Origin of the sequence: Mycobacterium sp. SMC-15, assembly GCF_045310925.1 — a bacterium.
Lineage (GTDB): Bacteria > Actinomycetota > Actinomycetes > Mycobacteriales > Mycobacteriaceae > Mycobacterium.
In genome coordinates, this window is sequence record NZ_JBJIAJ010000001.1 from 514,848 (window position 1) to 527,782 (window position 12,935).

A 12,935-nucleotide genomic window follows, 5' to 3' on the forward strand; every position below is an offset into this window, starting at 1 on the left:
ACGGCTAATTAGCGTGCAGCGCCAGCGGCCCCAACGTAACCAGCAAACCGACCGCCACCGCGATCAATGTGCTGACGATGTCGACGGTCTTTCGGACCGCCTGCACCGCGGCCACCAGACCGAGTGTGACCAGGACCGTGAGCACCAGGGCCACGATGCTGTTCCACCGCCACAACTGGTCGAAGACGATGAACAGGCCGCCGCCGAACACCACCGCCAGGATCGACTGCAGCACCACCAGCAAGCCACCCACCACACCCGGGCGCCCGACGTACGGCTCACCCGTCTCCGCGTCGGCGGCCACCGCAGCGCCGTCGGTGGCGGCGGCCTCGGCGTCCGCGTCGGCAACCAGAGCTGACCCGCCCGCCCGTTCGGTGGAGCCGGACTTGGTCAGGAACGACCGCACGAATGCGGAGTCCCCGGTAGGCAGGGCGGCGTCACGAACTTCGGCGTCCATCACGTCGACGGCGATATCGGTGTAGGTGTCAACCGGATCCGGACGCATCCGTTCAGCACCGGATCCGGTCGGCCGGTTCTCGGCCGGCTGGCCGTTCTCGGCGACGGGCGGTTCGGAGCGGCGCATGGGCCGTGGGTAGGCGCTCTGCTCCGGGCCGATCCCACGCGGGGGCTGCGGCGGGGATTTGGGCCAGCGTGGCTCGGCTGCCGACCGCTCGGCGGGCTCCACCCGCTGCGCCGGACGCGGCCCGGTCGCAGGCCGGTCCTCCTCCTCGACGAAGCCGGGTGCCGGACCGATGGGCAGAGCACCGCTGGGTTCGCCGTCGGTACTCGCCGACGGCGTGGCCGGGACGTCGGGCTCGGGCGGAGCTTCGTCGCGAATGATCGGGATCTCCCCGGTCAGTTCGGCGACCGTGACGGCGTCGGCATTGCCGCGCCTGCGCCGGCGGCGCCCGGTGACCGGAGGGGCACCGATGTTGCCGTTCTTGGCGAGCAGTTCGGCAACCGAGATGGGTCGCGTCTCGACATCGCGGGGGTCGGGCTTGGGTCCACTCATCGGTCCCCTCCTTTTGACCGCGCCGCGGCCAGGCCCATCGACGGGGATCCGAACAGGGTGACACCGTCGGCTTCACTGTCGAGTCTGCGCAGGATCAAGCCCTCCCGCAGCGCCCACGGGCAAATCTCCACCGTTTCGATCGACAGCGCTCGCATGCTCGCCTCCGCCACCAGAGCACCCGCCACGATCTGTGGCGCTCGCTCGGCGCTCACCCCTTCCAATTCGGCCCGATCAGCCGTGGTCATCCTAGAGATGAATGATATGAGCTGCCTAAGGCCAGTGGCGGTCAATGTGCGCCGTACGCGCGGCCCGGCGGCCGACGGAGCCGCCCCGGTGAGCCGCGCCAGCGAACGAAACGTCTTGGAGCTCGCGACTGCCAGATCGGGCGGGCCGACGTCCAGCACGGCCGCGGCGGCACCCGCCAGTTCGGTGTCCAACCAGTCCCGCAGCATCGCCACCCGGCGCCGGCCCGGCGGGTCTTCGGTCAGCCACTCCCGGGTGAGCCGTCCGGCACCCAACGGCAGCGACAGCGCGACGTCCGGCTCCTCGTCGACACCGCTGGACATCTCCAGCGAACCGCCACCGATGTCGAGGTTGTTGATCCGCCCGGCGCTCCAGCCGAACCAGCGCCGCACCGCCAGGAACGTCAGCCGGGATTCGTCCTCACCGGCGAGCACCTGCAATTCGACGCCGGCCTCCGAACGCACCCGGGCCAGCACCTCCTCGGAGTTGGACGCATCGCGCACCGCCGAAGTGGCGAAGGCCACCAGCTCCGCACAGCCCGAACTCGCTGCGATCGTGGCGAATTCACCGACCGTGGACACCAACTTGTCAGCTCCGCGCCGGGTGATCTTGCCGGAGCTGTCGGTCGCCTCGGCCAGCCGCAGCGTGGCCTTGGTCGAGCTCATGGGAGTCGGGTGACCGCCCCGGTGAGCATCGACCACCAACAGGTGAACGGTGTTGCTGCCGACGTCGAGCACCCCTAATCGCACGCACCCAACTTAGTGGGGCGAGGCCCGGACATGGTGAGGCAACGTGAATTTCTGGTCTAGCCTGGAGATTCGTGACCCCCGCGCAGCACCGCCCCCACCCCGGCGAGGTCGATTTGGACTTCCCTCGCGAATGGGTGGAGTTCTACGACCCCGACAATCCCGAGCACCTGATCGCCGCCGACCTGACGTGGCTGCTGTCCCGCTGGACCTGCGTTTTCGGCACCCCGGCCTGCCAAGGCATCATGGCCGGCCGCCCCGACGACGGGTGCTGTTCCCACGGCGCCTTTCTGTGTGACGACGACGATCGGGCCAACCTCGATGACGCCGTCGCCCAACTCACCGACGCCGACTGGCAACTGCGCGACAAAGGCCTGGGCCGCAAGGGTTACCTGGAATACGACGAGAACGACGGCGAGCAACAACTGCGCACCCGCACCGTCAAGGGCGCCTGCATCTTCCTGAACCGGCCGGGGTTCGCCGGCGGCGCGGGCTGCGCCCTGCACATCAAGGCCGTCCGGCTGGGCGTGGAACCCCTGACGATGAAGCCAGAGGTGTGCTGGCAGCTGCCGATCCGGCGCAGCCAGGACTGGGTCACCCGCCCCGACGACACCGAAATCCTCAAGACCACGATCACCGAATTCGACCGCCGCGGCTGGGGGCCGGGCGGTGAGGACCTGAACTGGTACTGCACCGGCGACCCGGCAGCCCACGTCGGCGCCCGGCAGGTCTGGCAGAGTCTGGCGCCCGAACTGACCGAGTTGCTGGGCGCCAAGGCCTATGCGGAATTGGCGGCAATCTGCGAGCGGCGCAACGAACTCGGCCTGGTGGCCATTCACCCCGCGACCCGGGCGACCCAGAGCACCTGACCGGAGCATCGTGCACTTGGGTGGCCGCAAATTCATGACTCGGATAGCTGCAGGTCAACCGGCACTTTATCGCCAGCGCGGCGCTACGGCCACCGCCGGCTGACGGCGGGATCGTCCGGGTAACGCGACGGCTTCCGGTGGTCGGGGTCACGACCGAACGATTTTCGGCAGGCGACCGGCGCCGGTATGATCGGCCCATAGCGCCGCGTAGCGCACCAACTTCGCGGAGTGCGTACTGAATTGAGAAACGCGCCCAACGCGGGCATGATCGCCTATATTACGACGCCCGCCGGAGATTCATGATCAGGACCGAGATGCATACCGTGGATATGGAGCTCAACCGGAACGGACACACGCCGCCGGTCGTTCTGAGACCTCCTGTGGTCCTTGAAGCGCGCAAACTCAACAAACAGTTCGGTGAGGGCGATACTGCCACGCCGATTTTGCGCAACATCGATATCCAGATAACCCGCGGCGAATTCGTCGCGATGGTCGGCCCCTCCGGTTCGGGCAAGTCCACCCTGCTGAGCATTCTCGGCCTGTTGGACATGCCGACCAGTGGCGATGTCCTCATCAACGGCCAGAGCGTCTCGCAGCTCTCACGCAAGCAGTTGGCTACCGTGCGATGCCAGACGCTCGGTTACGTCTTCCAAGCCTTCAACCTTCTGGCGGGCCTCTCGGTGGTCGAGAATGTGATGCTCCCAGGCCTGCTGGCCGGCAGATCCGGCCGCGGCCAGCACGCCCACGCGATGAGCCTGCTCGACCAGGTCGGGCTGGCTGCCAAGTCCAAGCGTGTCCCCTCGGAATTGTCCGGCGGCGAACAGCAGCGCGTGGCCGTGGCCCGGGCGCTTTTCATGAAGCCCGACGTGATTCTCGCCGATGAGCCGACCGGAAACCTGGACACCGTTAATGGCCAGCGAGTTATCGATGCGCTGTATAACTTGAATGCCGCGGGCCAGACAATTGTTTTGGTGACCCACGACCGGAAAATAGCTGACGACGCTCCTCGTCTGATTTCATTGCTCGACGGTGAAGTTGAGACGGACAGCGGAATGGCTCACGCGGCAAATAATGTGACATGGCTCGCGGAACATTAGCCGCGACATTCGGCCTGCTACGGATAATCAACTTCCGAGCCGTCCGTAAACACGCATTCCGGGCCGCACTGGCAGCATTCTCGCTCGGCGGCGGTGTCGCAGTCGTCGTAGCCGTCATGATCGAGGTCACCAGCGTCTCCAAAGCCGTCGAAGACGTCGGCTACCAGATCGCCGGTCCCGCACCACTACGCGTGGTCGGGGCGGCCACTCGCGGCGGCATCAGTCCCGCCGTCGTCGACGACTCCCGGGCGGTGCCCGGGGTGGCAGCCGTGGTGCCGGTCATCCGCGGGGTGACCATGATCCACAACGACGGCAAGGAGAGCTTCGCGCTGGGTCTGGGCGTGGACTGTTCCGCACAGTGGATCGTCGACCCGAAGGTCTGCCAGGCCGGGCAGGCCGAACCCCCACCGGCGACCTCGAAGTCGCTGGGTGACTCCCTGGACTCCTCGGCGACCCTGGTCACCGATGTCGGGCAGCTGTCGGTGGAGAAGTTCCAGCGGGTGGCTGACCTCGACGACGTCAACAACGGCCTGGTCGCTGTGCTGCCGCTGAGCATGGCGAAAGTGCAGTTCGCCCGCGGCGACCGGGTGGACATGCTGTACGTGACGCTGGACCCGGGCGCCGACGCCAATGAGGTCCAGCAGCGGCTGAAGACCACGCTCGGTCCCACCTACAGCGTGCAGCCCCGCAGCGAGCCGGCGAAGGGCTACAACGTCAACGACGTGCTGCTGCCCCTGCTGGGCATCTTCGCCCTGATCTCGATCGGTGTCGGGGTCATCCTGATCACCCAGATCACCCGACTTTCGGTGGAGGAGCGTCGACGCGAGATCGCGATCGCCTCCGCATTGGGAGCCTCGCCCGCGTCGATCATGACCGGATTCCTCAGCGAGGCCGCGCTGTTGGGTGCGGTGGGCTCGGCGATGGGTGTGCTGACCGGCATCGTGATCTCCGAACCCATCGTGGCCAGCGCCAGCGAGCTGACCGAACGCTTCGTCGGTGTCACCGTCCCGGTGATCCTCAAGCCGGCGATCCTGGTGGTCGGCATCCTCGCCGGCATCGTGCTGGCGGTGGGGGCCGCGATCGGCCCCGCCCTCTCGGCATCCAACACGCCCATCGCGGCCGAGCTGTCGGGTCGAGCGGCGCAGGAACAGACCACCCAGCGCAAGATCTGGTTCAGGGCCCTGCTGCTGCTGGCGATCGGACTGACCGGGGTGGTCGCGGCACGGCTGGCCACGCTGTCCGGCGCGCTGGTCGCCTGGCAGGCCATCATCGCCGACGCCGGGGCGGTCGTCGCCCTCATCGGCCTCCTGCTGGCCACGGCATACCTCAGCGCGCAGGCGATCACCAGCCTGCGCCCGCGGCCGGACAAGTCGAGCGGGGCGACGCTGACCATCGCGCTCAACGCGCTGCGCTCGGACCGGTCACGCACCGCCGCCATCTCGGGCGCCATCGCGGTGCCCGTCGTGGTCGCCATCCTGCTGTCCGGATTCCTGGTGGCGATCCACATCGGCGCCACCAAGGTCGCCGAATCCCAGGCGGACGGCCGCATTGCCATCACCACGACGCAGTTCGCCGATTACGGACCCATTGATGCCCGATTCGCCCCGCAGACGGTCAACAAACTGAACTCGGTGGCCGGGGTGGAAAAGACCGAGCGGATGGCTGAAATCGAGATCAGCCTCAAAGACGGGTCGTTAGCGCATATTCAGGCGCAGGACCGGCCGACATTTCCGTTCGGATTACTCGCGGGGCAATCCCCGGAGGCAAGCCAGAAAGCCAATCAGGTCGTCATCGGCAGCGTCCTGGCGCGCGAGAAGAATCTCCACATCGGTGACACTCTTGTATTTGGAAGTGGACTCGACGCGCAGGCGATGAGCATCGGCACCATTGTCGCCACGCCCGAATACGGCGGCCGTCGGATCTACATGCCCTACGCGGTCGCCGAGCAGATCTACGGCCCCCAGCCCGCCGGCCTGATCTTCGCCACCCCCGAGTCCGGCTTCACCGCCGGTCAGGTCATCGAGAACATCAAGGCAGCGCAGTTCGACCAGCCGGTGACCGCGGTGGACACCGACGGTTATGCCGCTGACATCGCGACCTCCATCGGCCGTTATCTCACGCCGCTGAACACCCTGAAGTACGGCCTGCTCGCGATCGCCTTCATCTCGGTGCTGTCGACGCTGCTGCTGGTCGGTATCCGCCGCAGGCGCGAGGTGGCCCTGATCCAGGCGCTGGGGGCCACCCGGGTCCGGGTGTTCAGCATCACCACCATCGAGGCGGTCGTCGCCGGCGCCGCCGGCGGACTGTTCGGCGCGGTGCTCTCGATCGCCATCTCCGAGGCCGTGCGGCGGGCAGCCGTCGTCAACGTCGGCCTGATCACCCCGCTGGTGTTCCCCTGGACCGACGCGGTGGTCTACGCCGTACTGGCCACCGTCGCCGCGGTTTTCGCGGCCATCATTCCCGCCTGGAAGAGCACTCGGTCCACTCCGGCGACCGAACTGCGTGACGAGTGAGCTCGCCGCGCTGACCCGTTAAGGATGCGATGACAGCCACCACCCCCACCGTTCCGGGCTTTACCGGCGACGCCGTCTCCCCGGGCGATGCCCGCTACGACGAGGTGCGCCAGGTCTTCAACGGCCTGATCGACAAGCGGCCGCGGGTGGTCCTGCAGTGCCGCTCGCAGGACGACATCGTCGCCGCTGTGCGCTATGCCGTGGACTCCGGCGCCCAGATCGCGGTGCGCAGCGGCGGCCACAGCGTCGCCGGCCACTCGGCCACCGAGGGCGGCATCGTCATCGACCTGACGCAGATGCGCGGGGTGCGGGTCGACGCGCAGGCGCGGATCGCCTACGTCGACGCCGGCGCCACCTGGGGCGATGTTGACCCGGTCACCAGCAAGCACGGCCTGGCCTGCCCGGGCGGGGTGGTCTCAACGACCGGCGTCGGCGGGTTCTCGCTCGGCGGCGGCATCGGGTGGCTCTCCCGCGCCCACGGCATGACCTGCGACAACCTGATCGGCGCAACGCTGGTGACCGCGTCCGGTGAGGTGCTGACGGTCAGCGAGACCGAGAACGCCGACGTGCTGTGGGGCCTGCGCGGCGGGGGCGGCAACTTCGGCGTGGTGGCCCAGTTCGTGCTGCGCCTGCACCCGATCTCCGGGGTGGTGGCCGGCGTGCAGTCCTACCCCGACGTCGACGCCGAGGCAGCCCTGCGGCACTTCCGCGCCCAGATGGACAACGCACCGGATCACCTGGCGTCCATCCTGGACTTCTCTTCCGACTTCACCACGGGCCAGTCGCTGGTCAACGTGCTGGCCTGTTCGACGCGCACCGATGCGATCGGCAGCGACGACGTCAGCGCGCTGCTCAACGTTCGCGGCGTGGCGGCCAAGCCGGTGGTGGCGGTGCAGCACAACCTGGACTACTCGACCTGGCAGCAGGCCCTGGACTACACGGCGCCGTACGGCTGGCTGAACTACTGGAAATCGCTGTTCGTCACCGAACTCACCGACGAGGCGATCCGGCGCATCGCCCTGCTGGGGCGGTCACGGCCCTCGGCGCAGACCCGGCTGCACCTGATCCGGCTCGGCGGGTACGCCAGCCGGGTTCCCGCGGAGTCGACGGCCATCGTCGCCCGCGAACACCCGTACATCATCCATTTGATGGCGACGTGGACCGACCCCGCCGAGAGCGCACGCTGCACGGCGTGGGCCCGGCAGGCCTTCGAGATACTGCGGCCACTGGGCCCGGACAGCGCCTACCTGAACTTCGTCGGCGACGAAGGACAAGACCGCATCCGCGCGACATTCGGTGACGCCGGATACCAACGTCTCGCCGACCTCAAGGCACGCCTGGATCCGGGCAACCGATTCACCCTCAACCACAACATCGAGCCTGCGACGGGGAGCTAAGCGCTCTGCAGTTCTCAGTGTGTCGCCAACGCCGACACACTTTTACGCCAACGCACGGTGGGTATTGTTGTCCGCGGGGGAAAGGACGCAATGATGTCTGCCGCGCACGATGATGAGTTGGCCTTCGCCGGCGTCGCGCGTTTGGCGCAGTTGGTGCGCGCGCGTGAGGTGTCGCCGCGCGAACTGGTGACCCTGTATCTGGATCGGATCGCCCGCCTTGACCCGGTTTTGAACGTCTTTCGCACCGTGATGGGCGACCGGGCGATGGCCGAGGCGGCACATGTCGAACGGCGACTGGCCGCCGGAGAAGCACTGCCGTTGGCCGGTGTACCGATCGCGGTCAAGGACGACACCGACGTGGCCGGTGTTTCCTCGATGTGTGGCACCGGAATTGACGCCGGCCCCGCCAGCGCCGACAGCGCCGCCGTGCGGCGGCTACGGGCTGCCGGTGCGGTGATCATCGGCAAGACCCATCTCTCGGAGTTCGGCGCCTACCCGGTGAGCGAATCGGCGACCTGGGGCGTGACCCGCAACCCGTGGGATCTCTACCGAACCCCGGGCGGCTCCAGCGGCGGCTCGGCCGCTGCCGTCGCCGCCGCAATGGTGCCCGGTGCCACCGGCAGCGACAGCGGCGGCTCGGTCCGCATTCCGGCCGCCTGCTGCGGGCTGGTCGGGCTGAAGGGTCAGCGCGGGCGGATCAGCACCAAGGAGTCGCCGGAACGGGCCTATCGGTTCCACGGGCTCAACCACATCGGGCCGTTGGCTCGCAGCGTCATCGATGCGGCGCTTTTGCACGACGCGATGACCGGGCCCGAACCCGACGACGAGATTCCCTCGCCCCCGCCGGCACCTCCACTGATGGAGGCACTGCTGGCGCATCCGAGGCGGCTGCGGATCGCCATGTCGTTCAAGCCCGTTGTGCCGGTGCACGTCAGCGATGAGGTGCGCCGCCCGGTGCTGGAGACCGCCGAGTTGCTGCGCTCGATGGGTCACGAGGTGGTCGAGCGAAACCCGGTCTATCCGGTGATGGGCATCGCCGCGGTGCTCGCGCTGTTCATGAACGGATTCGCCCACGAGATTGAGCGGCTCCCGAAAACCGAACTGCTGGAACGGCGTATGCAGGCCGAGGCCCGAACCAGCCGGCTGGTCCCGGATTGGCTGGCGAGCCGGGCCGTCGCCGCCGAGCCGCGGATCACCGCACGTTCGCAGCGCAGGATCGCCGACTTCGACATCCTGATGACCCCGGTGCTGGCCATTCCGCCGGTACGGGTGGGCTACTTCGAGGGACTCGGGCCGACCCGGGCGATGCTGAAGATGCTCAAGTTCATCCCGTTCACCTTCCCCCAGTGCTACAGCGGTCAGCCGGCCATCTCAGTCCCGACCGGGATCGCCGCCGACGGCGTGCCCGAGGCGGTACACCTGGTGGCGCGGGCCAACGACGAAGCCACCCTGGTCTCGCTGGCGGCGCAGATCGAGTCGGTGCAGCCGTGGATTCAGCGCCGCCCGCCGACCGAAGCACTGCTATCACAGGTCGGCTAGCCGCCAGAGGTCCGGCGCCGCCTCGTTAGGCGGAAAGATGTGCGCTGCAACCTGTTCCGCAGCACGGCTAGTTGTAAGCCCGTTACCCGGGCTTGCCTGCCGTTCCGTGAGCGCCATCCGCACCGCCCGGACCGCCGTTGCCACCGCGCGTGCCATCGCTGCCGCCGGCGCCGCCGTTGCCGCCCTCGCCGTAACCATCCGGCCCTTGATTACCGCCGGTGCCACCGTCGCCGCCGCGGCCGTCACCGTTCGGTCCGACGGTGCCGCCGTTGCCGCCTCGACCACCGATGCCACCCGACTCGGTGGTGCCGGCACCGCCGTCTCCACCGTCACCCCCGGCACCGCCGGCACCATTGGACGAACCTGAGCCGCCGATGCCACCAATTCCGCCGGGAGCGCCTCCCGCCTCGTTGGAGAAGGCACCGCCGTTACCGCCGTTACCGCCCGCGCCGCCACCGTTGCCGCTGGAGCCGCTACCGCCGGACCCGCCGGTCCCTCCGGCGCCGCCATTGCCATTGGCACCGTTGCCGGGGCCGCCGCCGCCGCCGTACAAACCGTCGCCGCCGTTGCCACCGTTGCCGCCTGCGCCGCCAGGCACGCCCCAGGCCGACGGCCCGCCACCGCCACCGGATCCGCCGATGCCGCCGGTCCCATTCACGGCGTCGCCACCGTCCCCGGCATTTCCGCCGTCGCCGCCGATGCCCTTGTAGCCCGAGCCACCGCCGCCGCCGTGACCGCCGCCGCCGCCATACAACCCGGAACTTCCGGCGTCGCCGCCCCGACCACCGTTGCCGCCGGCATACCCGTCGGCAGGCCCGGCCGCGCCGTAACCGCCGGTACCGCCGTAGCCGCCGTTTCCGGCCGGGCCGGCGGACTGCCCGGCGTCGCCGCCGGCCGCATTCGTCCCGTCGCGGTTGCTGCCGCCAAGACCACCAGCGCCCGCCGTGCCGTTCTCGCCGCCGTTGCCCCCGTTGCCCCCGTCTCCGCCGACCCGCTCACCAAGGTCGGCGGGCCCAGTGCTGCCCCACGCGCCGTCGCCACCGCGGCCGCCGTCGGCGGCTGAACCCGCCGCGCCGCCGTTGCCGCCGACTCCACCGACTCCGTTGACACCGCTCCAGAAGTTCTGCGCCAGACCAGCGTCGCCGCCCCGTCCGCCGGCCCCGCCGTTCCCGCCGGAGCCGCCATGACCGCCGGCGCCGCCGGTGCCGTTGCCGTCATCGGCGTAGCTGCCTGCCGCACCCGCAGCGCCAGCCCCGCCCGACCCCCCGTCGCCGCCGACCCCACCGGCTCCACCGCTGCCGCCGTTGCCGATCAGGAATGCCCCACGGCCACCGGCACCGCCGTTGCCGCCGCCGGCACCGGCAGATCCGGTTTCACCGGTGCCCTCGGATCCAGTCAAGCCCACGCCACCGTTGCCACCGGCACCGCCGTTGCCACCGTTGCCGGTGTGAACGCCGGCATTGCCGCCGTTCCCGCCGTTGCCGCCGAGGGTGGCCAGCTGATCGCCGGTGGCATCAAGACCCTGACCACCGGCACCGCCGTTGCCACCGTTGCCGATCCCGAACCAGGTCCGTGCATCGCCGCCGTTGCCACCGGCACCCGCGGCGAACACGGTGCCTTCGGTATCGACCCGGGCGGCCGCACCGGCGCCGCCGGCACCGCCGTGGCCCATCAGCAATCCGCCGATGCCCCCATCACCACCGTTGCCGCTACCCGCCTCGCCGCCGATGATTGCGGTGCTGCCGGCCCCGCCGGCGCCGCCGTCGCCGAAGATCCCGGCCGCGCCACCGTCGGATCCGTCAATGCCGTTGCCGCCGTTGCCGAACAGCCAGCCGCCGTCCTGCGCCCCGACCAAATCGCCGCTGTCGGTGTCGATATAGGCGTCGGCACCATTGCACGCGATGCCGCACGAGTCACCAAGGGCGAACAGACCGTTCAACGGATCCAGCCACCAGGAGTTGGACTGGTTGTCGATGATTGCCTGGACCGGGTCGTAGATGGCGCTGTAAAGCTGCTCATCGAACGTCGTCCAGGCCGACGTCAACCAGTTGCCCGCCTCGGCGCTGCCCACCGCCAGCAGCTCGGACATGCCGTCGGTTTCCTGGCCAAAAGACAATCCCGCGTCACCGGTATCCACACCGAACCAGGACAACGGATCCCACAGATCGAAGTCCGCCTGCGCGGGAGTCACCACCACCGGCGTCATCCCGAACGCCAGAAACGCCCCCACCGACGCCGCGGCGCCCACCACCCGATGGCCACGACCTGGACGCACTCCCCCGTTGCGGTGACGCTCCGACACACGGCCTCCTTAGCTGAGATACGGCACACCGAACATCCAAACGCCCGTCTGAGCCACAACTTAGAATTGAGCAAGACGGAGGCTAGCACTGCGGTCATGCACCGATATCCGCATTCGGCGATTTTTCGCCCGATTTCTGACGAGGCCGAGTTGCCAACGCGCCCACCCGATTTGAGGAAATTAAGTGAACGCCGGTTCAGCAAACTTCGGCGAGGACAGTCGACTAATCCAGGTAGCCGTTGTCGCGATACCACTCGTAGCCGGCACGCAGCGCGGTACGGAACGGGGTGAACGGCACGCCCAGCTCCTCACGGGACTTGCTGGCATCGGCGAAGATCTCGGCGGTCGAGAGCCGCATCTGGCGGGCATCGATCGGCAGCCGCGGTCCCACCACGGCGCGTGCCACGCTCACCCCCGCTGCGGCCACCGGAATGAACCAGCGCGGCAACATGACAGAGGGGCCGGGACGCCCGAAGAGCGCACACGCAGCCGTGAACGCTTCACGGAACAGCAGGTTTTCACCACCGAGGATGTAGCGCTCCCCGATCCGGCCGCGTTCGGCGGCAGCAATATGTCCCGCCACCACGTCATCGACCGAGACGAAGTTGGTGCCGCCGGGGGCGGCGAACCACAGCCGGCCCTGCTTGGCTTCGACCAGCATCGCGCTGGCAATGCGGTTGACGTCGCGAGGCCCGATGACCGCCGACGGGTTGACGATCACAACCGGCAGACCGTCCGCGGCGGCCTTGCGCAGTTCAGCCTCGGCGAGGTGCTTGCTGTGTGCGTAGGGGAACTGACGAGGCCGGATGTTGAACTCATCGGTCTCGACCAACTCATGTCCACGCTCTGGAACACCCAGGGCAGCAAGCGAGCTGGTGTAGACGAACCGCTTGACCCCAGCACGCGCAGCGGCGGCGGCCATATCACGGGTACCGTCGACGTTGGTGCGGTAGAGCCGGGTCTGAGTCCGGTAGCGCCAGTAGTCCGAGATCGCCGCGGTGTGAAACACCCAGTCGCAGTCGGCCATTGCTTCGGCCAGTGCGTCGACGCCGTCGTTGACATCGCCGATCCGGGTCTCGCAGTCCAAACCCTCCAGTGCGGCCATCGGCGAGGTCGAGCGGCGCAGGACCCGCACCTGCATTCCTCGCTCGAGCAGTGCGGCGACCAGATTCGAGCCGACGAATCCGGTTCCCCCGGTGACGAATGCGCGCATGCCG

Annotated in this window: 9 protein-coding genes; 5 read left to right on the forward strand and 4 right to left on the reverse strand. The window is 68.6% G+C overall.

Annotated elements, in window-relative coordinates; genetic code table 11:
• Window positions 1-4: 4 nt before the first annotated feature.
• Both ACJH71_RS02500 and ACJH71_RS02505 read right to left on the reverse strand, forming a co-directional pair.
• A complete protein-coding gene (locus ACJH71_RS02500; protein ID WP_406756436.1) occupies window positions 5-1,012 on the reverse strand; it encodes a hypothetical protein in 1,008 nt (335 codons plus the stop codon).
• A complete protein-coding gene (locus ACJH71_RS02505; protein WP_406756437.1) occupies window positions 1,009-2,004 on the reverse strand; it encodes a hypothetical protein in 996 nt (331 codons plus the stop codon). Before ACJH71_RS02505 ends, ACJH71_RS02500 begins: the two co-directional genes overlap by 4 nt.
• A 71-nt stretch (window positions 2,005-2,075) precedes the next feature.
• On the opposite strand from ACJH71_RS02505, the gene ACJH71_RS02510 reads away from it, so the two are divergent.
• From ACJH71_RS02510 to ACJH71_RS02530, 5 genes are all read left to right on the forward strand, one after another.
• Window positions 2,076-2,870 (forward strand): hypothetical protein, encoded by a 795-nt coding sequence (locus ACJH71_RS02510; protein WP_406756438.1) that lies wholly within the window; start codon window positions 2,076-2,078, stop codon window positions 2,868-2,870.
• 299 nt (window positions 2,871-3,169) lie between these two features.
• Window positions 3,170-3,967, forward strand: coding sequence for an ABC transporter ATP-binding protein (locus ACJH71_RS02515; protein WP_406756439.1), 798 nt, complete (start codon window positions 3,170-3,172; stop codon window positions 3,965-3,967).
• Window positions 3,968-4,083: 116 nt separating this feature from the next.
• Window positions 4,084-6,480 (forward strand): FtsX-like permease family protein, encoded by a 2,397-nt coding sequence (locus tag ACJH71_RS02520; protein ID WP_406756440.1) that lies wholly within the window; start codon window positions 4,084-4,086, stop codon window positions 6,478-6,480.
• A gap of 29 nt (window positions 6,481-6,509) precedes the next feature.
• Window positions 6,510-7,877, forward strand: coding sequence for an FAD-binding oxidoreductase (locus ACJH71_RS02525; protein ID WP_406756441.1), 1,368 nt, complete (start codon window positions 6,510-6,512; stop codon window positions 7,875-7,877).
• Between the two features lie 93 nt (window positions 7,878-7,970).
• Entirely contained in the window at window positions 7,971-9,416 is a 1,446-nt protein-coding gene (locus ACJH71_RS02530) for an amidase family protein (RefSeq protein WP_406756442.1), read from the forward strand.
• Window positions 9,417-9,498: 82 nt separating this feature from the next.
• Here the strand turns inward: ACJH71_RS02530 and ACJH71_RS02535 are convergent, their stop codons facing one another.
• On the reverse strand, window positions 9,499-11,718 hold the full coding sequence (locus ACJH71_RS02535) for a PE family protein (RefSeq protein ID WP_406756443.1): 2,220 nt from the start codon (window positions 11,716-11,718) through the stop codon (window positions 9,499-9,501).
• Between the two features lie 223 nt (window positions 11,719-11,941).
• The gene (locus tag ACJH71_RS02540; RefSeq protein WP_406756444.1) at window positions 11,942-12,931 is read right to left on the reverse strand and encodes an NAD-dependent epimerase/dehydratase family protein; all 990 of its coding nucleotides are present in this window, start codon (window positions 12,929-12,931) and stop codon (window positions 11,942-11,944) included.
• Between the last annotated feature and the right edge of the window lie 4 nt (window positions 12,932-12,935).

Bases quoted from the DNA above. Each gene is read 5' to 3' on its own strand.
- ACJH71_RS02520 (WP_406756440.1), top strand. From the start codon at position 4,084: ATGATCGAGGTCACCAGCGTCTCCAAAGCCGTCGAAGACGTCGGCTAC.
- ACJH71_RS02515 (WP_406756439.1), top strand. From the start codon at position 3,170: ATGATCAGGACCGAGATGCATACCGTGGATATGGAGCTCAACCGGAAC.
- ACJH71_RS02540 (WP_406756444.1), bottom strand. From the start codon at position 12,931: ATGCGCGCATTCGTCACCGGGGGAACCGGATTCGTCGGCTCGAATCTG.
- ACJH71_RS02525 (WP_406756441.1), top strand. From the start codon at position 6,510: ATGACAGCCACCACCCCCACCGTTCCGGGCTTTACCGGCGACGCCGTC.
- ACJH71_RS02530 (WP_406756442.1), top strand. From the start codon at position 7,971: ATGTCTGCCGCGCACGATGATGAGTTGGCCTTCGCCGGCGTCGCGCGT.
- ACJH71_RS02500 (WP_406756436.1), bottom strand. From the start codon at position 1,012: ATGAGTGGACCCAAGCCCGACCCCCGCGATGTCGAGACGCGACCCATC.